The following is a 21,913-nucleotide window of genomic DNA, read 5'->3' as shown; positions in this document are numbered from 1 at the left end:
GGGTGATTAATTTGTTAGTTGAGTTTAGTTCTAAAATAGAGTATACATGTAGACTTGCATCCCAAAAAGATGCTGAGGGAATAAATGAGCTTATGAAAAAAGCTTTTGCTGATTACGGAAAAACAAAAAACAAAAACCAAAAAGTTGTTAATTCTGCTCTTAAAGAGAGCCTTGAAGATATATCTGAAGATATTGAGAAAAATATTGTTTTAATAATGCTTGATAATGATAAGATAATTGCTTCACTACGTTTAGAAGAAGTTGTAGAGCATAGATATTTATTGAAAAGATTTGCTGTTGCTCCAGATTATCAAAACCATGGTTTAGGCAGTAAATTATTTAAAAAGGCTCTTGAAAAATTAAATGAAAAGAATGCTCAATTTGTACAGCTCTATTCTTCATTAGAGAATAAAAAACTTATTAATTTTTATCAAGGGCTCGGTTTTAATTGTGTTGCGACTGATCATAAAAAAGGTTATGAAAGAGGTCTGTGGGTAAAAAAGCTATAATACATGATTAATAAATTTAAATATTGGGGAAATTACTATTCGTTAAATTTATCAATAGTTGTTTAAAATTAATTCTATTCTGAGTTATGACTTGGGATAGAATTTTTTTGACATAATTAAAGTTGAGTGTTATACTATAGTAAAGATACCCAATAGGGGTATATAATTTATGAGAAAAACAGGAGGTATTATAGCAATGTCTGATAAAAAAATAACTTTTGCAGTTACAGGTATGAGTTGTGCTGCCTGTGCTCAGAGTGTTGAAAAATCTTTAAAAAATACTGAAGGTATTACTGAGGCAAATGTAAATATTAATACTGAAAAAGCTACCGTAAAATTTAATGAAGATAAAATTTCTATTTTTGAACTTGAAAAAATTGTAGTTAATAGTGGTTATGGAGTTAAAAAACAAAAGCTTGACCTATCTATTAAGGGGATGTCTTGTACAGCTTGTGCTCAGGCAATTGAAAAAAGTATTAAGAAAATTGATGGAGTTATAGAAGTTAATATAAACTTTGCGACTGAAAAAGGACATGTTGAATATTTTGGTGATTTAACAGAAAAAAAAGATATTATTAAAGCAGTAAAAGAGGCAGGTTATGATGTGGAAAGCGATGATATTTCTGACGCCGAAGATAAGGTTGAACATGAAAATCAAGAAATGAAGATGGCTCAAAAAAAATTGATATATGCTTTTGCTTTAACTATTCCAGTTTTTATCTTAATGTTCGGCTCACTTTTGGGGTTCAGTTTGCCAGTACCACCTTTTTTCCAGGCTTTAATTGAGGCTGCTCTTGCCTTTCCAGTAGTGTTTATACTGGGATATAAGACCCATAAAGGTGCATTTAATTCGATTAAGCATGGTGGTGCCAATATGGATGTTTTGATAACTCTTGGTACTTTATCTGCTTATGCATATGGTGTTTCATCCTTTTTCTTTGATCTTGATAGATTCTTTGGTTTAGCTGCTGGTATTATGGCATTTCATTTGTTAGGTAAATATTTAGAAAGTAAAGCTAAAGGAAGAGCCTCACAGGCAATAAAGAAACTGATGGAGCTTGGAGCTGATACTGCAAGAGTAATAACTGGTGATCAAGAAAAAATGATTCCAGTAGAAGAAGTTGGAATTGGAGATATTATGCTTGTTAAACCCGGTGAGAAGATCCCGACTGATGGTGAAGTGATCGGAGGTAAAAGTTCTGTTGATGAATCAATGGCTACAGGCGAATCTATGCCAGTTAAAAAGCTTGAAGGTGATGAAGTCATTGGTAGTACTATTAATAAACAGGGTGTTCTTAAAGTAAAAGCAACTAAAATCGGTGAAGATACTTTTCTATCTCAAGTAATTAAAATGGTTGAGGAAGCTCAGGGCTCAAAAGTTCCTATTCAAGCTTTTGCTGATAAAGTAACTTCATATTTTGTACCTACAGTAATTATTTTATCAATATTAACTTTTTTGGCCTGGATTATTATCGGGGGTACTCAAGAAATTACTACTGCTGTTTTTGCCAGTATAGCTGTTTTAGTTATTGCTTGTCCATGTGCACTTGGATTAGCAACTCCTACTGCTTTGATGGTTGGTACAGGCAAAGGAGCAGAAAATGGAGTATTGATTAGAGATGGAGAGGCAGTACAAACAATGAAAGATATTACAGCTGTAGTCCTTGATAAAACTGGTACAATAACCAAGGGGGAAGCTGAAGTAACAGATATTATAACTGTTGGTGATTTTGATGAAAAAGAGGTGCTAAAGCTTGCTGGAAGTGCCGAAAAATCTTCAGAGCATCCACTTGCTGATGCCATTGTCAAAAAGGCAAAAGAAAAAAAAATACAGCTTAACGAAACTGAAGAATTTAATGCAGTAGTAGGTCGAGGTATTAAAGCAGTGTTAAATGACAAAGTGATTTTAGTTGGGAATCAAAAATTAATGGAGTTAAATGAAATTGATATCAAAAAATTAAAAGATCAAATTATTGAATTAGAAGAAGAAGCAAAAACTGCAATGATAGTTGCTTATGATGGGAAAGCTGTAGGGATTATTGCTGTAGCTGATACTATAAAAAGTGATTCTGTAAAAGCAATTAAAGCTTTTAAAGATATGGGTCTAAAAACTATTATGATAACTGGTGATAATGCAAGAACCGCTAGAGCTATTGCAGATCAGGTTGGAATAGAAATAATTATTTCTGAAGTATTACCTGAACAAAAGTCAAATGAGGTCAAAAAATTGCAGTCTCAAGGAGAGATAGTGGCTATGGTAGGTGATGGAATAAATGATGCACCTGCATTAAAACAGGCAAATGTTGGAATTGCAATTGGAACTGGTACAGATATCGCCATCGAGTCTTCAGATCTTACATTAGTAAGCGGTGAGTTAAGTTCTGTAGTTTCAGGCTTAAAATTAAGCCGATATACATTTTCTACAATCAAGCAAAATTTATTCTGGGCTTTTATATATAACACTATAGCAATTCCAATTGCAGCTTTAGGTTTATTAAATCCTATTATTGCAGCAGCAGCTATGACAGTAAGTTCAATCAGCGTTATTCTAAATTCAAGTAGATTGAAAAATAAGGATATTAGTTTAAGTTAATTAAAATTATATTCTGCAATATAGGGTAAATTTCTATATTTTTCTTTATAATCTAAACCGTACCCGACTAAATATTCATCTTTAACTTCAAAACCACTATAATGAACAGGTAATTCTACTAATTTTTTCTCTGTATTATTGAGGAAAGTACAAATATTTAAACTTTTTGGATTTCTGGATTTTAAATTTCTAAGTAAATAACTTTGTGTAAGCCCGGTCCTTATAATGTTTTCTATTATAAGGACTTCCTTATTTGCAATACTGAATTCTAAATCTCTTGTAACCCTGATTATTCCAGAATCATCTTCATCACTGTAATGACTGATTTCTAGAAAATCTAATTTTAAAGGAATTTCAAGCATTTGGGTCAAATCTGTCATAAAATAGAGAGAACTTTTGAGAATGCTTACAATTATAATTTCTTTGTCCTTATAATCCTTATTAATTTGAGTAGCCAATTCTTCTACTTTTTCTGAGATTTCTTTTTCACTAATTATTATTTTGCCTAAATTTTTGTCTGTCTCCATTTTTTATTCTCCTTTATTAAAGTTAAATTTTTCAACTAAAGTGTGAAAATCTTTTTTGTAAACAATTTTTACATTTATGTGGGGATAAGTTTCTTTAAGTAGTTTAACTTTTTTATTTTTTTCAGTTACATATTTTCTTTTCATAGTCGTTAATTCAATATATGTGTCATATTCGGTTAGATAAAAATCTGGTCGAAATCCCATGCTTATATTTCCTTCAGCATCCCATTCAAGAGGAAATTCAGTTGGTTCATATTCCCATTTTATATGATGCATATCGAGTATTTTAGCAAATTCTTTTTCACTGGGATGAGCAAAATTATGCTCTTTTTTCTGTTCTTCTTCATTATTTTTATCATTAAGAGCTTCTGGGCTTTCTTTTTTAAAATCTGCTAAGTTGCTTAATATACTTAAGGCCTGCTCAAGATTGATACCAGCACTATTAATACTTAAGTGGTATAATGTTGGGTCAGACCAGTCTACTTCATGAACCTGCCAAACATAGCGGCGTTTTTTGCGGTCACTAAGTTCAATAGTTCTTTCAGCCTGCTCCTTTTTAAGACCATATTTTTTTGAAATTTTATTAACTCTATATTCATCGGAAGCAACTATTTTAATATGAATTGCTCTAGAATGATTTTTGAATATAACTTGAGCTCCCAAGCCTACAATGAGTAGATTTTTTTCTTTAGCTAAATCTCTCAATCTATTTTCAATAAAACCAGCGAAAGTAAGATCTTTTTCTAGTCCATATTTTTGCTCAATCCTACGGTTGTAAAATTTGCGACTCTGTTTTAACATGTGTAATTGATGGTCATCAGCTACATCTGGAAGCCATTTTTCTAAAACATAATCACGATTAATTAATTTAAAACCTAATCTTTTGGCAAGTTGTTCAGCAATTTCATTACCTCCACTTGCTGTTTGGCGAGAAATTGTTATAATTTGCAAGCTCTTCACCTTCCCTCTTTAAAATTATATTTTTTGGAGTAGCCAGCAATATCAAGCTTTATTTATTTTTATTATATCATATCATCAGTTATTTGAATACAAAATAAAAATAATCAATAATTTGAGCAGTTTCAAATTAATAACAGAGTAGTGTACAATAAGTTGTGTAAATAGATTTTTTTGTTTAAATTATACTTTTTAAAGGGAAATATGTATTTCTAAAGAAATATTAATATAACTAGAATCATTTAAAGAATATTGAATCAAGACTGTGAACCTCTCCACCTAAATCAAAACCAAGATTTGCATCAAAAGAGATACTAGCTTCGCGTCGGATGGAGCTTTCTTGGCAGTTTTAGATAAATTGATTTTTTTACAAAAAGATCTATAATATAATTTGTTTAAACTGAGGAGGTTAAAAAAATGTATGGTTTAGTGCTTGAGGGTGGTGGTGCAAAAGGTGCTTATCACATTGGTGCTTTAAAGGCAATTGAAGAACTAGATATTAAAATTTCTGCTGTTGCAGGGACATCGATCGGTGCGATGAATGGAGCAATGTATGTCCAGGGCAAACTTGATGAGGCCTATGATTATTGGTATAATGTTTCTACCTCACAGGTCTTAGATATAGAAGATAAATATCTGTCTCAATTACTTAACCTTACTATTAACCAGGATAATATCTCTTATTTTATAGCTAAGGCAAAAGAGTTACTGCAAAATAAAGGGCTTGACAGCTCTTATTTAAAATCTATTTTAAAAGAAAATATTGATGAGCGATTATTAAGAAGTTCAGATATTGATTTTGCAATTGTAACACTTTCTTTAAGTGATTTTAAACCACTTGAATTATTTTTAGAAGATATTCCTGAGGGTAAAGTTATAGATTATATTCTTGCAAGTTCCTATCTTCCTGCTTTTAAATTGGAAAGAATAGATGGAAAGATTTTAATAGATGGAGGTTTTTACAATAATTTGCCTATAAAAACACTTTTAGATAAAGGCTATAAAAAACTAATTGCTATTAGAACATATGGCCTGGGAGATATTGAAAAAAAAGAAGATGAAGATACAGAAATAATATATATTAATCCATCTGAAGATTTAGGGAGAATGTTGAATTTTGATCAGGAAAATGCCAGGCGAAATATTCAAATGGGTTATTATGATACAATAAAATATTTTAAAAATTTACTTGGTAAAAAATATTATATAACAGGACCTGAACAGGAAAATTATTTTATTAATTATCTTTTGGAAATTAATAAAGAAGAAAAAAAAGAATTGTTAAGACAGTTTTCTTTTCCAGAGGAACCTCATCAACGTTCTTTTTTTGAAAATTTCATACCCAAACTAGTTAATCTGCTAGAGTTAGATTATCAAGCGGATTATTCCAAAATAATGATTGTTCTCTTAGAAAAGTTAGCAGAAAATAATAAAATTAATAGATTTGAAATATATCATTTTGAAAAACTTTTAAATTTAGTTAAGAAAAACTATCATAAAAAAGATGAATCTTTAAGAAAAAAACTTCCTGCATTTATTAAAACCAGCAAATTTCTACCCAAACAACTTAAAGAAGATCTATTATTAGATATTGCTGAAAAAATATTTTTGAAATAATTTTTAAACAAAGTAAGATAAAGCTTATTAAATTATATAAGGAATTAAATATTTGAATTCAGGAATCAAAATAACAGAGGGGAAAAGGAGTTTAAATAAATTGCGAAAAAATAATAATAGTTATTATGTAATAATTTTTCAGTCAAAAGAAGATTCTATAAAAGCAGAAAAAATTTTAAAAGAAAATGAAATTGAATATAAAATAATTCCACTACCAGATGTTATTGAGGCAGATTGCGGAAGAACTATCAAAATAGAAAAAAATTTAAAAGAAGTACTCGATATTATTATTAAATATAATATTATTTATAAAGAAATGTATAGGGTAGAATTAAAAGATAATGACATAGAATTTTATAAAATATAAAAGGGGCAAAAAAATGAAGACATTTTTAATTGGCATTGCAGGTGGAACTGCTTCTGGCAAAACTACACTTGCCAGAATATTAAAGGACTCTTTTGCAGATAATGCAGTTATTTTAAAACATGATTATTATTATTATGATAGTTCTTATTTTAAAGTGGAAGATGATAAAATAAATTTTGATCATCCGGGTTCATTTGAAACAGAACTTTTAGTTAAACACCTAAAAAAATTAAAAAATGGAGAGGCTATTAATAGACCTGTTTATTCTTATAAAAAAAACGAACGGCTAGAAGAAAAAAAGAAGGTTAAACCAGCACCAATAATAATAGTTGAGGGTATTTTGATTTTTCATTATGAAACTTTAAGAAAGTTATTTGATTTAAAAATTTATGTAGATACAGATGCTGATATAAGACTTTTGCGAAGAATTACTAGAGATATTAAACAAAGAGATAGAAGCTTTGAATCTGTAAAAAAACAGTATTTAAGCACTGTAAAACCGATGCACCAAAAATATGTTGAACCAAGCAAATATTATTCAGATATTATAATTCCCCATGGAGGTTTAAATGATATTGCAAATGATTTGATCATTAAAAAAATAAAAGACCATTTGCGAACTTAATTTAATAATATGTGTATTTCAAATAACCGGCTCTAAAGTCGGTTAATTTTTTTGGATATTTTGTAATATTTTTACAGGAATTTTATTATTTATCCATAAATAATAAATAGGGGGTGTTAAAAATGTTTGAAAAACTAAATAAGAAATATTTTGTTCTTGTTATTCTTGTTTTTTTCTCGTTGTTTTCTTATTTTTTCAATAGCCAGGAAAATTATAATATGGATTTCAATCAAAACACAGAAAAAGTTATAGAGATTGACCAAAATCTTAATGTAGTTGAAAATAATTTCACTATAATTGTTCATCTGACTGGAGAAGTTAATAATCCAGGTGTTTACCAACTTGAAGATGGTGCTCGTCTGGTTGATCTGCTCAAAATCGCAGGTGGATTAACTGATAAAGCTGATTTAGAATTAATTAATCTTGCAGTATCGCTTGTTGATGGCCAAAAAATTATAATTCCAAATAAAAATGCTAGAGAAAGAGGTATTAATAATCATGCCGTAGAACAAAATTTAACTGAACCTGATAATTTAGAATTTTTTTCAGAAAATAATAACAATTCTTTAATTAATATTAATAGAGCAGATGCTAATGAGTTGGTAAACTTAAGTGGTATTGGGGAAGCAAAAGCGAGAGCTATAATTAGCTATCGAGAAGAAAATGGTCATTTTCAAACAAAAGAAGACTTAATAAATATAAGTGGAATAGGAGAAAAAACTTTAGATAATATTAGAGATGAGATTAGTTTGAGATGAATATTAATAGAAAACCTTTTATATGTATAGCTTTTGCAATGCTTACTGGAATTATTTTGGCGCGAATTTTAATTGAAATAAAATTTTATTTTGCTTTAAAAATGTTGATATTTATTCAACTAATTTCTATATTATATTATTTTATTTATGAATATGACTTTTCCAAAAGAAAGCTAATTATTGTTTTATCATTAGTATTTTTACTGTTTGGCAGCTCATTATATTCTTATCAAGAATATAAATATCATAGTTCTTATTCTATTGTAAATTTTCTTGATGATGATTATGTAAATATTAAAGGACGGATTATAATAGACCCAGCAGATTTAGAAGGAAATAATCTTTATATTAAAGCTGATTATATTAACGGAGAAAAAGTTAAATATGGAAAGATTATTACAGCAAAACAGAACTTCGATTATTATGAAAATAATATTGTTATTTCTGCTGATATTAAAGTCTCACTTCCAGAAGAGCAAAAAAATCCTGGTGGTTTTTGTTATCGGAGCCATTTAAAACAGAATGGAATATATCTTCAAAGCTGGTCGATTAAAAATATAAACTATCATCACAGAAAATTTTCTTATAAAAATTATCTCATCAAAAGCAAATATAATATACTTTCGACCATTGATAGTTTAGTTAGTAATGAAAATGCAGGTTTTATCAAAGCAATTTTATTAGGAGAAAGATCTGCAATTTCTTATCACAAAGAAAAACAATTACAGGAGGCAGGAGCCAGTCATTTACTTGCCATTTCTGGTTTGCATATCGCAATAATTATCATGGTTTTTAGCTATTTTGCTTTTAATATTTTTGAAGAAAGAAAAACTGCTCTTTGTGTCATAACTTTATTTAATATTATATATATTATATTGGTTGGAGTAAGAGCTTCAATATTACGGGCATCAATATTTGCTTTATTATATTTGTGGGCAGAAATATTTAATCGTAAAGCTGATTTCTTAAATATCATTGCTTTTAGCCTTCTAATTAATCTGCTTATAAATCCATATTTGTTATTTACAGTAGGTTTGCAACTTTCTTATTCCCTTGTTTTAACATTATATTATTTAACCCCTTTAATTTCAGAATTTTTAAATAAAATATTTGCCGTATCTATTGCTGCCCAATTGGCCGCAATACCTTTAACAGCTTATTATTTTGGTCAGTATGCTTATATAGCTTTAATAACAAACCTTTGGGCAATTCCAATTATTAGTTTTTTACTTCCACTGATTTTATTTATCCTGGTTTTAAGTACTGTTTTACCTCCACTTATTTATTTCTTTGGGCCACCTCTAGAAATGATTCTAAATATATTTTTTAAAACTTTAGAGTTAATGACTCAAATCCAGGGTAGAATGCTCACAATATCTCGCCCAAATCTTGCTTTGGTCTTTTTATATTATATAATAATGTTTACTTTGCCTTATGTATTTAAAACAAGAATTATTGAGCTGAACAACAAAAAATTTAATTGGGCTAGAAAAATCTTTCCTGTAACTTTTTTAATTATTTTTCTCTTAATATTCTCTACTTTTAACTCAGGACTTTTAGAACTCCATTTTATTTCTGTAGGTCAAGGAGATGGGATATATATTCAGTTTCCAGATGGGCAAAACATGCTTGTAGATACAGGTCCCCCTGGACCTCAAGGAAGAAATATCGAATATAGCATTTTACCATTTTTAAATTACAAAGGAGTTTCCAGCATAGACTATCTTGTAATAAGTCATTTTCATGCAGATCATACTGGAGGGATACCTACTTTATTAGAAAATAAAAATGTTAGAAATATATTTATAGCTCAGCCGGCAGAAAGAGACCAATTTAAAAATTATATTATTAATTATACTAATAATAATAAAAATAGTAATTTATTTTATCTTTCAGAGAATAATTCTTTTAATGTTTCAGGCTGCAGAATTAATTTTTTGAATCCTCCCAAAAATACAGTATTTGAAGATGAAAACAAAAATTCTCTCGTTTTTTTATTAGAATATGGTAAACACAGTTTTATTTTTACAGGTGACTTATACAGTTGTGGTGAAAAAAGGATCGTTAGAGAACACCAGCTGGGTAAAATTGATGTCTTAAAAGTTGGTCATCATGGCAGTGATACATCTAGCAGCAAATTCTTTTTAGATTCTATTGCACCAGATTATGCTGTTATTCCAGTTGGGAGAAATAATTTTAATCATCCTGCAGAAAAAGTTATAAAAAATTTAGAGAAAAGAAAAATTAAATATTTTAGAACTGATAAAGATGGTGCAGTAGCAGTAAAAACTGATGGGATTAATTTAAAAGTTAATTCTTTTTTAGACTAGTTTCTGATTTCACAGAAGATTGTTTGCGGTATTTTAACGATCTATGATAAGATATGAAATAAGAGAAGAAATTAAAATATTTTTTTGGAGGATATAGTATGGAAGTTAAAGACTTTATAGAAAATGAGAATAAATTAAAAAATCTATATTATATTTATTCAGCAGATAATTATCTTAGAGATGAATTTAAAGATAAATTTATTGATAAGTTTGTTGAAGAAAATATCAGAGATTTTAATTTATCAATTGTTCAGCCTGGAGAGGATTATTTTAAAAAACTAAGCAATGCAGTTCAGACTCCACCTCTGGGAAGCAAAAAAAGATTTGTGATCTCTCAATTAGAAGCTGAGGACTCTTTTGATAAAAAAGCACAACAAAAGCTTATTTCTATTATTGAAAATTTAGACAAAACCACCTGCCTTTTATTTTTGAGCTCCAATTCATTAGATAAGAGAAAAAAATTATATTTAACCATAAAGAAAAAAGGTAGTTATTTTGAGTTTAAAGCCCCCAAATATGGGAATTTAGACAAATGGATTGTTAGACGTTTTAGGGAACACAATAAAAAAATTGATAAAAGATCAATTAAGGTTTTAGAAAATATGTTTAGCAACAAATTAGAAATTCTTGCAACTGAGATTGAAAAGATAATTACTCGATTTCCCGATAAGGAAAAAATCTCATATTATGATATAAAAGATTTAATCAGCAGAGAAAGATTTATAGAAGATGAAGAAATTTTTGCGTTTTTAGATTTGATTGGAGAAAAGAAAACAGATAAAGCACTTATAAGTCTTAAAGAAATGTTAAATAAAGGTGTATATCCCCTGTATTTATTAACTATGTTAGCAAATCAAATCGAATTATTGATGCAGGTTAAATATTACAGTCAATTTACAAAAAACAATAAAGAAATTGCTAAAAAGATAAACAAACATCCTTATCCAGTTAAAAAAGCTCTGCAGAGAAGCAGAAATTTTACTCAACTAGAATTAGAAAGAATTTTGGAAGAAATTTTAACTGCAAATTATCATTTTTTAACAGGTTATTATCCAGAACAAAATACTGCTTTAGAAATGATAATTATTAAAGCGATAAATTATTAAATAATAAAAAAACCCATCCAAATTGGATGAGTTTTAAAAATTAAAAAGATAGCTATCTTTTTTATTTACATGTTATTATACATTTTTGTGAGGCGGGATTTTTTGCGGGCTGCATTATTTTTATGAATTATATTGCGTGATACAGCCTTATCGATGACCTTAATAGTCTCTTTTAACTGTTCTTCTGCTTTTTCTTTGTTCCCTGCTTCAACTACATTTTTAAAATCTTTAATAGCTGTTTTAAGTTTATCTTTCCACTCACGGTTTTGAGCGGTCTTCTTTTCTGTAACTTTTACTCTCTTTTTCGCAGACTTAATAATAGGCATCTAACTTCACCCCCTCTTGATAATGGATATTTATAATTTTAGACTTAATTTGCAACATTACAATTTTAACATGTAAATTTATAAAATGCAAGGGTTAAAAAGCCTTTTTTACACTTGAGATGCTTGATTATAAAATATGGTGGTGTTATAATTACAACAGTATTAAATTTTGGAGGAGGAAGCTATTTGCAGACTGATATGATTAGAAACTTTTGCATAATTGCTCATATTGATCACGGGAAATCTACCCTTGCTGATCGTATGCTGGAGTTTACAAATACAATTACAGATCGAAACATGCAGGCACAAGTATTAGATAAAATGGATTTAGAAAGAGAAAGAGGAATAACTATTAAAGCTCAGGCTGTTACTATTGATTATAAAGGTTATGAACTCAATTTAATTGACACACCTGGACATGTAGATTTTTCTTATGAAGTTTCCAGAAGTCTTGCCGCTTGTGAGGGGGCTCTTTTAGTTATCGATGCTGCCCAGGGTGTAGAAGCTCAGACAATGGCAAATATATATTTAGCTTTAGAACATGATTTAGAGATTATTCCTGTCATCAATAAAATTGATTTACCAGCAGCTAATCCAGATATGGTAAAAGAACAGCTGATGGATATAGGGATTGATCCAGATGAAGCAATTTTGGCTAGTGCAAAGGATGGCACTAATATCGATAAAATTTTAGAGGCTGTTATTGAGAGAGTTCCTGCTCCTTTTGCAGGAAATGATGAACCACTTAGGGCTTTAGTTTTTGATTCCTTTTATGATTCTTATCAGGGAGTTATCGCTTATGTTAGAATAATGGAAGGTTCTGTCAAAAAAAATGATAAAATCCTATTAATGTCCAATAATAAAAGCTACCAGGTTGATGAAGTAGGTTTTTTTGCTCCTGACATGAAAGAAAAGGATGAGTTAAGTTCAGGAGAAGTTGGTTATATTATTGCAGGAATTAAAGATGTTCGCAATTGTAGAGTTGGTGATACAATAACTAAAAAAGATCGACCTGCAACGAAAGCACTACCCGGGTATAAAAAAGTCAAACCAATGGTTTTTAGTGGCTTGTATCCAACAGATAATGCTGATTATGAAGTATTAAAAGAGGCTTTAGAAAAACTACAATTAAATGATGCTTCATTTACTTTTGAAGCTGAAACTTCGGAAGCACTTGGTTTTGGTTTTCGCTGTGGATTTTTAGGCCTGCTTCATATGGAAGTAATCCAGGAAAGACTGGAAAGAGAGTATGATCTTGATTTAGTAATTACAGCTCCAAGTGTTGAATATAAAATAATTAAGAAAAACGGGGAAGAATTAGAGATAGAAAATCCAGCCTTATTCCCTGACCCTTCTGAGACTGAAAAAATAAAAGAACCTTTTGTTACTGCTGAGATTCATCTACCTGAAGAATATGTTGGCCAGGCAATGGAATTATGCCAGGAAAACCGCGGTGAATTTAAAGATATGCAGTATATAAATCAGGATAGGGTTAATTTAAAATATGAAATGCCTTTAAGTGAAATTATTACAGACTTTTTTAATCAGCTAAAATCGAGGACAAGAGGCTATGCTACACTTGACTATGAATTAGAAGGCTATAAAGAATCAAAGCTTGTTAAACTTGACATTTTAGTTAACGAAGAAGTTGTTGATGCCTTATCTACCATAGTTCATGAAGAAAATTCTTATCAGCGTGGAAATGCATTAACCAGAAAATTAAAAGAAGTTATTCCGCGGCATATGTTTAAAGTACCTATTCAGGCAGCAGTTGGTGGCAAGATTATTGCTAGAGTTAATATTCCGGCTGTTAGAAAAAATGTTTTACAGAAGTGTTATGGTGGAGATGTAAGTCGGAAAAGAAAGCTGCTTGAAAAACAAAAAGAAGGTAAAAAGAGAATGAAACAGGTTGGTAGTGTAGAAATTCCCCAGGAAGCATTTATGACTGTTCTAGAAAGGCATGAAGATGAATAAAGAAATTAGATTTTCAGAGCCATCAGCTCTTTATATTCATATACCTTTTTGTCATTCTAAATGTCCATACTGTGATTTCTATTCAGTTGAATATAATAAAAAGAGGGTGGACCTTTATTGGGCCGCCCTTTTTAAAGAATTAGATGATATAATTAAATCTGTAGACAATAAATTACTGCGTTCAATTTATATTGGTGGAGGAACTCCATCTTTAATTTGTGGTGAAAAAATTTTTATATTACTTAATAAAATAAGAAATTCTTTTAACCTGCCGCCAACAGCTGAAATAACCATTGAAGCTAATCCTTTCTCTTTAAATGAAGAAAAAATAATATTATATAAAAGATCCGGAATAAATAGAATCAGTTTAGGAGTACAGTCATTTAATAATAAGTATTTAAATTTTTTGGGAAGAAATAGTACTCGTAAGAAAAATATTAATGCAATTAAATTACTCAAAAAATACTTTGATAATTATAGCATAGATTTGATCTTTGCTCTTCCTGGACAAAGTGTAAAAGATTTTAAAAAAGATCTAGAAGTTTTAACATCTTTTAACCCACCTCATATTTCTTTGTATAACCTTGAAATTCATGAGCAAACACCATTTTATGATAAATTAAATAAAGGTGAGTTTAAATTACCTGCTGATAAAATTGATGCAGAAATGTATAATCTAGCACAGCAATTTTTGCTCAAGGCCGATTATAATAATTATGAAATATCTAATTTTGCTAAAAGTGGTTATAGAGCTCAGCATAATTATCTGTACTGGAACTATAAAAGATATATTGGTCTAGGGCCAGGGGCTGCTGGTTTTAATGGCCGTATCAGATATAAAAATAATGCTGATCTAAATAAATATTTAAAATCTTTTTCAGATCATCTAGAAATAGAAAAAGAAATCAACATATTAAGTAAAGAAGATATGATGGCTGAATACTGCTTTTTAGCACTAAGAACTCAAGCGGGTGTAAGTTTACATCGTTTTAATTTAAAATTCAAAAAAGATTTTAATAGTATTTTCAGAGATTCAGTAGATAATTTAAAAAGAAAATCTTTATTAGAAGAAAGTAATCAACGTATATATTTGACAGCAAAAGGTAAACTACTGGCAAATGAGGTTTTTCTAGCTTTTTTGAAATAAATTCTTAAAATAATTTGCTTTATTATTTGACAAAAAAAAATCAATATGTTATTTTATTATTAGCTGTTAGCACTCTCTTTAAGCGAGTGCTAAAAAAGAGGTGAGAAATGATGGTTGAAGAACTTGATGAACGCAAAAAAAGAATACTGCAGGCCATCATTCAGGAGCATATAATTTCTGCTTCTCCTATTGGTTCAAGAACTCTTGCGAAAAAATACAATCTGGATGTAAGTCCTGCAACTATCAGAAACGAAATGGCTGACTTAGAAGATCTAGGCTTTTTAGAACAGCCACATACTTCTGCTGGCCGTATACCTTCTGATAAAGGTTATCGATATTATGTTGATGAATTGATAAGAAAAGAAGAACAGGATGTTACTGGAATAATAAAAAACATTGAAGATTTATATCAAGATCTACAAGATGTCCAGGATATTATTTCTGGCATGGCTAAAATGCTTTCAAATATTACTCATTATACTGCATTGGTAAGTGAACCAAAAACTCAGGTCAGCAAATTAAAAAAAGTTGAGATAATGCAATTAGAAAATAATTCATTGTTGGTTGTTCTGGTAACAGATACAGGGATGGTCAATAATAAAATAATTAAATTGCAGCAGAATTTATCTGTTCAAAAAATTTCTTATCTAAACAGATTTTTAAGTGATAAATTAGAAAATAAACTTTTATCTGAGCTTGATGTTTCTTACTTAAACAGTCTTGAAAAAGAACTGCTGGCAAAATTAGATTTGTCAGTGGATTTATTTAAACAATTTTATAATGAGTTAGAAGGTGCTTTTGAGCCTGATAGTGTTAAGGTTTATTTGGGTGGGACTTCATATATTTTGGAACAGCCCGAGTTTAATGATCTGGAGAGACTGAAAAAAATGCTCAAATTACTTGACCAAGAAGAAATGTTGAAAAAGATAATCAATAGTATTTCTAATGATGATTTAGAAATAAAAATTGGTCAAGAAAATGAGGTAGAAGGCATTAAAAACTGCTCACTGGTAGTAGCAACATATTATATTTCAGATAGAGCAGTCGGTAAAATCGGTGTTATCGGACCGACCCGAATGGAATATCCACGAGTTATTTCTTTGGTTGATGTGATTTCTGATATTTTAGGGAACTTAATTTCGAAAGCGAGTGGGTGATTTTTGTGAACAAAGAAAAAGAGGAATTTCAAAAAAACACTGAAAATGAAAATAATGAAAATCAAAATAATGAGCAAAAAGCAGAAGAAGTTGCTGAGGAAGAGTTAAATAATTCTAAAGATGACTCAAAAAAAGAGGATGTTAAATTAGAATTAACAAGAGAAGAATTAGTTGAAGAATTGAGAGAGAAAAACGAAAAGATAGAAGAATTAGATGCAGAAGTTGATGATCTATTAAGTAGATTACAGAGACTTCAGGCTGATTTTGTAAATTATCGCAAGCGAAGTCAGCGAGAAAAATCTGAAATGACTATTCAGGGCAAAATAGAACTTGCTTCCAGCCTTCTACCTGTTTTTGATAATTTTGAAAGAGCTCTAAAGGCTGAAGATGGTGACTCTGAATTTTATAATGGGGTAAAAATGATCTATCAACAGTTCTTAAAAGCATTTTCCGATGAAGGAATAGAAGAAATTGAGGCTGAAGGTGAAGAATTTAATCCTGAGTTTCATGAGGCTATTATGAAGGTTGATGCTGAAGGCGATCTGGATAAAGAAATTGTAATAGATGTAATGCAAAAAGGTTTTATGATTGAGGGAAGAGTTATTAGACCAGCTATGGTTAGAGTTGCTGTTTAAAATTTCTTTAATTCTTTTTATGTTAAAGCTAATATTAAATTTAGATAAAACTTATAAAAAAATGGTATATAATTTTTAAGGAGGAAGATAAAATGGGTAAAGTTATAGGTATTGACTTAGGTACTACAAATTCTTGTGTAGCAGTAATGGAAGGTGGAGAACCAACTGTTATTCCAAATAAAGAAGGTGGAAGAACAACTCCATCAGTTGTTGCTTACTCTAAAAAGGGAGAAAGAATTGTCGGTGAACATGCTAAACGTCAGGCAATTACTAATCCTGATCAGACTGTAAGTTCTATTAAAAGAGAGATGGGGACAGATCACACTGTAGTACTTAATGAAGAAAAACATACACCCCAAGAAATTTCTGCTATGATTTTGCAGAAGATCAAAAGAGATGCAGAAGAATATTTAGGTGAAGATGTAGATGAAGCTGTTATTACTGTACCGGCTTACTTTACTGATAGTCAGCGCCAGGCAACAAAAGATGCAGGAAAAATTGCTGGCTTAAAAGTAGAAAGAATAATTAATGAGCCAACTGCTGCTTCTTTAGCATATGGACTTGATGATAAATCAGAACAAACAATACTGGTTTATGACCTTGGTGGTGGAACTTTTGATGTTTCCATTCTGGATATTGGAGATGGAGTTTTTGAGGTAATTGCTACTAGTGGTAACAACCATTTAGGTGGCGATGATTTTGATCAAAGAATTATTGAATATTTAGCTGATGAATTTCAGAATTCTACTGGTATTGATCTTAGAAAAGATAAGATGGCACTGCAAAGATTAAAAGATGCTGCAGAAAAAGCAAAAATAGAACTTTCTAGTGTAAAGCAAACTAATGTTAATCTACCATTTATTACTCAGACAGAATCTGGTCCTGAACATTTAGATATAGATCTGACAAGGGCTAAATTTGAAAAGCTAATTAGTGATTTAATTGAAGATACAATGAAACCTGCTCGTCAGGCCTTAAGTGATGCGGGTATGGATCCTTCTGATATAGATGAAGTTATTTTAGTTGGTGGATCAACCAGAATACCAGCTGTTCAGTCTGCTGTTGAGGATTTAATTGGTAAAGATGCTCATAAAGGTATTAATCCTGATGAAGTTGTAGCTGTTGGAGCAGCAATTCAGGGAGGTATTCTTTCAGGTGAGGTTGATGATGTAGTTCTACTTGATGTAACTCCTCTATCTTTAGGTATTGAAACCTTAGGTGGAGTATTTACTAAATTGATTGAAAGAAATACTACAATTCCAACTTCTAAGAGTAAGATATTCTCTACAGCAAGTGATAATCAAACAAGTGTAGACATCCATGTACTGCAGGGTGAAAGGAAAATGGCTAAAGATAATAAAACATTAGGCCGTTTCCAATTAACTGATATTCCTCCTGCACCTCGTGGAGTACCACAAATTGAAGTAGAGTTTGAAATTGATAAAAACGGAATTGTTCATGTATCTGCCAAGGATAAAGGAACTGGTAATTCAGAGAATATCACAATTAAGTCTACAAGTGGTTTATCTGAAGAAGAAATTGAAGAAATGGTAAAAGATGCAAAAGAACATGAAGAAGAAGATAAAAAACGAGTAGAAAAAATTGAAACACGTAATGAAGCAGATGCACTAGTTCACCAAACAGAAAAGACCTTAAAAGATGCTGGAGATAAAGTTCCTGCCGATGTTAAAGAAAAAGTAGAAGCAGCAAAAGATGAACTTGAAACAGCATTAGAGGGTGACGATATAGAGGAAATCAAAGCTAAAATGGAAGCACTTACTGAAGAATTAACTGAATTGAGCTCTGAACTTTACAGTCAAGCTGAAGGTGCTCAGGCTGGAGCAGCTGGACCTCAGCCAGGGGCTCAACAAGGTAGAGCACAAACAGAAAGTAGTGCAGATGATAATACAGTAGATGTAGATTATGAAGAAGTAGATGAGGACGAAGAGAAATAATTAAAGAGAAGATATAAACTCAGTTAAAGGGGGAGTTAGGCTCTCCCTGTAACTGTTTATCTTTTTTTTTAGAGAGGTGACTTAAAAAGATGGCTCAAAAAGATTATTATGAAATACTTGGTGTAAGCCGTGATGCTGACCAAAGTGAAATTAAAAAAGCATATCGTAAATTGGCAAAGAAATATCATCCTGATATGAACCAGGATGGAGAAGATACATCTGATAAATTTAAGGAAATTTCTGAAGCATATGAGATATTGAGTGATCCAGATAAAAGATCTCGTTATGATCAATATGGACATTCTGGTATAAATGAAAATGACTTTAACTTTGATGATTTTGCTCGTGGTGGTTTTGGTGGTCTTGACGACCTATTTAACATGTTTGGCTTCGGCGGCGGTGGCAGCAGAAGGCAAAGTGGACCAAAACGCGGTGCAGATCTTCAGTATAGAATGGAAATATCTTTTGAAGAAGCTGCATTTGGTGGCAAAAAAGAAATTAGACTTCCACGTGAAGAAGAATGTAATCACTGTCAAGGCAGTGGAGCAGAGCCTGGTTCAGATGTAAAAACTTGCCCGGATTGTCATGGCCAGGGCCAAGTGAGAACTAGCAAACAGACTCCGTTTGGTCAGTTTACCCAGAGCAGGGTTTGTCCAACCTGTCGGGGAGAAGGTAAGATAATTTCTGAACCATGTACTAAATGTAATGGCTCAGGTAAGGTTCGTAAACAGCGCAAATTAACTGTTAATATTCCTGAAGGTGTTGACACCGGTACTCGTTTAAGAATGGCTGGTGAAGGTCAGGCTGGAGAAAAAGGTGGACCATCAGGAGATTTATATATAATTATCGATGTTCAAGATCATGATATATTTGACCGTAAAGGGGATGATCTTTATTGTGAGGTTCCAATAAGTTTTGTTCAAGCAGCTTTAGGTGATAAGATAAAAGTTCCCACTTTAGAAGGTAAAGTTCAGTTTGATATACCTGAAGGTACTCAACCAGGAACTACTTTTAGGTTAAAAAATAAGGGTATTTCTCATCTAAATGGATATGGTCGTGGAGATCAATATATTAAAGTTAAGGTTATAATACCAAAAGATCTTGATAGTCAACAAAAAGACTTACTGACAAAATTTGCTGAAATCAGTGGTGAAGAAATAAACCCGGAGCATAAAGGTTTTTTAAAAAAAATAAAAGATGCACTTAATGTATGAATAAAGAAATTATACGGAGTGAAAGAAAATGAATAAATTTTTTATAAAAGATAGTGCAGCAATCGGAGAAAAAATTTCTATTCAAGGAAATGATTATAATCATCTAAAAAATTCCCTGCGCCTTAATATAGGTGACAGGGTTATTGTTTCTGATAAAGATGGTTTTGATCTTGAAGCCAAAATAGTTTCTTTTCAAGAAGAGTCAGCAGAACTGGAAGTTATTAATCGTGAAAAGTCTTCAGTTGAAGCTCAGTTGAATGTTGTTTTAGCTCAGGGCCTGCCAAAAAAGAGAAAAATGGACTTAATTGTTGAGAAGGCAACTGAAATTGGATTTAAAGCTATGATACCATTAGAATCAGAAAGAAGTATTGTTAGATATAATCATAAAAAGAAAGAAAAAAAGCTTAAGAGATGGCAGAGGGTTGCAGAAGCTGCTGCTAAACAATCGGGAAGATCTATTATTCCAGAAATTAAAAACTTTTATTCTACTTCTAGCTTAAAAGATCTTAAAGATCAATTTGATTTCAGATTAATATTGTGGGAAGATGAAAATAAATTTTCGTTAAAAAACTTTTTTAATCAAAATAATGTTAAATCTGATGCTTCTATTTTATTAATTATTGGTCCAGAAGGTGGTTTTTCTGAAGATGAAGTGGAAAAACTTAAAAATGATCTAGATGCAGAGACAATTACTTTAGGGCCAAGAATAATGAGAACAGAAACTGCAGGTATTGCAGCTTTATGTTGTTTATTATATGAGAAAGGTGAACTCGGTGATTAAAATGAATAAAAAAGCAGCTTTTTATACTTTAGGCTGTAAAGTAAATCAATATGAAACTGAAGCAATAATAGATATCTTTTTAGATAATAATTTTGAAATTGTAGATTTTTCTGCTGAGGCAGATGTTTATATAATTAATAGTTGTACTGTAACTAATCAGGCTGCTAGCAAAAGTAGAAAAATTGCTAGAAGAGCAAAAAGAAGCAATAATGACAGTTTGGTAGCTGTTGTTGGTTGTTATACACAGGCATTTCCGGAAGAAGTTAGTTCGATTTCTGAGATTGATTTTATAATGGGTAGTAGTAATAAGTCTAAAATAGTTAATAAGGTTAAAAAATTACTGGCTGGTAAAAATGTAGATAACGAGATAAAAGAATATCAGGAATTAAAAGATTACGAAGATTTAGAAATAAAAAGATTAAGTAATACAACCAGAGCTAATATTAAAATTGAAGATGGTTGCAATCAATTTTGCAGTTATTGTATAATTCCTTATGCTAGAGGACCTGTAAGAAGTAGGGAACAAAAATCTATTTTAAATGAGATTAAAAAGATGATCGGCCAGGGAGTTAAAGAGATTATTTTAACTGGCACTCATCTCGGGGCATATGGGACTGACAAGGGTAATAAAACTGCATTAACTGACCTGATGCAGCAATTAACTGAATTAAATAATCTTCAGAGGCTAAGACTTAGTTCAATTGAAGGTACAGAAATTGATGCGAAAATGATTGATTTAATTGCTGAAAATGATATTTTTTGTCCCCACCTTCATTTACCTCTTCAAAGCGGAAGTAATGAAATTTTAAAGGCAATGCAGAGACCCTATACGGCAGAGGAATTTAAAGAAACGATCAATAAAATAAGGGCTAAAATACCTGATATAGCAATTACAACCGATATTATCGTTGGTTTTCCAGGAGAAAATGAAAAGACTTTTAAGCAAACATTAGAGTTAGTTAAAGAGCTTAAATTCAGCAAAATACATGTTTTTCCGTTTTCAGCACGAGAAGGCACTCCTGCTTTTAAGATGGATAACAAGCTTAATGGAAATATTATCAAAAAATTTAGCAAAAAATTGCGGTTTATCAATAAATCTTTGATGGAAGAATATCAAGCGAATTTTTTAGGTCAAAACAAAAAAGTTTTAATTGAAGAAGCAAGAGATCAGCAAACAGGATTTTTAACCGGTTATACAGATAATTACCTTAAAATACTGGTAGAAGGTCCAGATAATCTAAAAAACACTTTAAGAGAAGTGAAACTTGAGCAGTCATTTGATCATTCTCATATTAAAGGAATAATTATAGAATAGCAGGAACTAGCAGCTTTTAA

The 21,913-nt window shown here is 30.6% G+C and carries 19 protein-coding genes; 16 read left to right on the top strand and 3 right to left on the bottom strand.

From position 1 onward, the window contains the following. The first annotated feature begins 2 nt into the window (after positions 1-2). Positions 3-509 carry a GNAT family N-acetyltransferase gene (locus tag HALSA_RS08660; RefSeq protein ID WP_420795038.1) on the top strand — a complete coding sequence of 169 codons (507 nt, stop codon included), beginning with the start codon at positions 3-5 and terminating at the stop codon, positions 507-509. A 196-nt stretch (positions 510-705) separates the two neighbouring features. After that, positions 706-3,102 carry a heavy metal translocating P-type ATPase gene (locus tag HALSA_RS08655; RefSeq protein WP_013406198.1) on the top strand — a complete coding sequence of 799 codons (2,397 nt, stop codon included), beginning with the start codon at positions 706-708 and terminating at the stop codon, positions 3,100-3,102. On the opposite strand, the gene hpt is transcribed toward HALSA_RS08655, so the two are convergent. Together hpt and HALSA_RS08645 are read right to left on the bottom strand one after the other, a co-directional pair. Beyond that, positions 3,099-3,629: a hypoxanthine phosphoribosyltransferase gene (gene hpt / locus HALSA_RS08650; protein WP_013406197.1), complete on the bottom strand. Its 531-nt coding sequence runs from the start codon at positions 3,627-3,629 to the stop codon at positions 3,099-3,101. The genes HALSA_RS08655 and hpt overlap by 4 nt on opposite strands. A gap of 3 nt (positions 3,630-3,632) precedes the next feature. Then, the gene (locus HALSA_RS08645) at positions 3,633-4,589 is read right to left on the bottom strand and encodes a cytidylate kinase family protein (RefSeq protein WP_013406196.1); all 957 of its coding nucleotides are present in this window, start codon (positions 4,587-4,589) and stop codon (positions 3,633-3,635) included. Between the two features lie 414 nt (positions 4,590-5,003). On the opposite strand from HALSA_RS08645, the gene HALSA_RS08640 reads away from it, so the two are divergent. The 6 genes from HALSA_RS08640 (at position 5,004) to holA (ending at position 11,389) form a co-directional block, all read left to right on the top strand. Continuing rightward, positions 5,004-6,203 carry a patatin-like phospholipase family protein gene (locus tag HALSA_RS08640; protein WP_013406195.1) on the top strand — a complete coding sequence of 400 codons (1,200 nt, stop codon included), beginning with the start codon at positions 5,004-5,006 and terminating at the stop codon, positions 6,201-6,203. A 100-nt stretch (positions 6,204-6,303) separates the two neighbouring features. Beyond that, positions 6,304-6,570: a putative Se/S carrier protein gene (locus HALSA_RS08635; RefSeq protein ID WP_160143065.1), complete on the top strand. Its 267-nt coding sequence runs from the start codon at positions 6,304-6,306 to the stop codon at positions 6,568-6,570. Between the two features lie 13 nt (positions 6,571-6,583). Beyond that, entirely contained in the window at positions 6,584-7,195 is a 612-nt protein-coding gene (udk, locus tag HALSA_RS08630; protein WP_013406193.1) for a uridine kinase, read from the top strand. A 122-nt stretch (positions 7,196-7,317) separates the two neighbouring features. Continuing rightward, positions 7,318-7,953: a helix-hairpin-helix domain-containing protein gene (locus HALSA_RS08625; RefSeq protein WP_013406192.1), complete on the top strand. Its 636-nt coding sequence runs from the start codon at positions 7,318-7,320 to the stop codon at positions 7,951-7,953. Further along, positions 7,950-10,283 carry a DNA internalization-related competence protein ComEC/Rec2 gene (locus HALSA_RS08620; RefSeq protein WP_013406191.1) on the top strand — a complete coding sequence of 778 codons (2,334 nt, stop codon included), beginning with the start codon at positions 7,950-7,952 and terminating at the stop codon, positions 10,281-10,283. Before HALSA_RS08625 ends, HALSA_RS08620 begins: the two co-directional genes overlap by 4 nt. 98 nt (positions 10,284-10,381) lie before the next feature. After that, a complete protein-coding gene (gene holA / locus HALSA_RS08615; protein WP_013406190.1) occupies positions 10,382-11,389 on the top strand; it encodes a DNA polymerase III subunit delta in 1,008 nt (335 codons plus the stop codon). A gap of 65 nt (positions 11,390-11,454) precedes the next feature. Here holA and rpsT read toward each other — a convergent pair whose 3' ends face one another. Then, on the bottom strand, positions 11,455-11,715 hold the full coding sequence (gene rpsT / locus HALSA_RS08610; RefSeq protein ID WP_013406189.1) for a 30S ribosomal protein S20: 261 nt from the start codon (positions 11,713-11,715) through the stop codon (positions 11,455-11,457). 186 nt (positions 11,716-11,901) lie between these two features. On the opposite strand from rpsT, the gene lepA reads away from it, so the two are divergent. The 8 genes from lepA to mtaB all read left to right on the top strand — a co-directional run bounded on the left by lepA (position 11,902) and on the right by mtaB (position 21,893). Further along, positions 11,902-13,689, top strand: a complete 1,788-nt coding sequence (gene lepA, locus HALSA_RS08605) for a translation elongation factor 4 (RefSeq protein ID WP_013406188.1) — start codon at positions 11,902-11,904, stop codon at positions 13,687-13,689. Next, complete coding sequence (gene hemW, locus HALSA_RS08600; protein ID WP_013406187.1) at positions 13,682-14,836, top strand: radical SAM family heme chaperone HemW; 1,155 nt, start codon at positions 13,682-13,684, stop codon at positions 14,834-14,836. The genes lepA and hemW overlap by 8 nt, the downstream gene beginning before the upstream one ends. 107 nt (positions 14,837-14,943) lie before the next feature. After that, a complete protein-coding gene (gene hrcA / locus HALSA_RS08595) occupies positions 14,944-15,993 on the top strand; it encodes a heat-inducible transcriptional repressor HrcA (protein WP_238524743.1) in 1,050 nt (349 codons plus the stop codon). Between the two features lie 5 nt (positions 15,994-15,998). Then, positions 15,999-16,628, top strand: a complete 630-nt coding sequence (gene grpE, locus HALSA_RS08590) for a nucleotide exchange factor GrpE (protein WP_160143064.1) — start codon at positions 15,999-16,001, stop codon at positions 16,626-16,628. A gap of 92 nt (positions 16,629-16,720) precedes the next feature. Further along, a complete protein-coding gene (gene dnaK, locus HALSA_RS08585) occupies positions 16,721-18,583 on the top strand; it encodes a molecular chaperone DnaK (RefSeq protein WP_013406184.1) in 1,863 nt (620 codons plus the stop codon). Positions 18,584-18,672: 89 nt separating this feature from the next. Next, entirely contained in the window at positions 18,673-19,797 is a 1,125-nt protein-coding gene (gene dnaJ, locus HALSA_RS08580; RefSeq protein WP_013406183.1) for a molecular chaperone DnaJ, read from the top strand. A gap of 28 nt (positions 19,798-19,825) precedes the next feature. After that, on the top strand, positions 19,826-20,578 hold the full coding sequence (locus HALSA_RS08575; RefSeq protein WP_013406182.1) for a 16S rRNA (uracil(1498)-N(3))-methyltransferase: 753 nt from the start codon (positions 19,826-19,828) through the stop codon (positions 20,576-20,578). A gap of 1 nt (position 20,579) precedes the next feature. Beyond that, positions 20,580-21,893 carry a tRNA (N(6)-L-threonylcarbamoyladenosine(37)-C(2))-methylthiotransferase MtaB gene (gene mtaB / locus HALSA_RS08570; RefSeq protein ID WP_041596033.1) on the top strand — a complete coding sequence of 438 codons (1,314 nt, stop codon included), beginning with the start codon at positions 20,580-20,582 and terminating at the stop codon, positions 21,891-21,893. Positions 21,894-21,913 lie beyond the last annotated feature (20 nt).

Origin of the sequence: Halanaerobium hydrogeniformans, from assembly GCF_000166415.1 — a bacterium.
GTDB classification, from domain to species: Bacteria; Bacillota; Halanaerobiia; order Halanaerobiales; family Halanaerobiaceae; genus Halanaerobium; species Halanaerobium hydrogeniformans.
The sequence above is the reverse complement of the archived record's forward strand: the minus strand, read 5'-3'. Positions and strand labels throughout refer to the sequence as shown.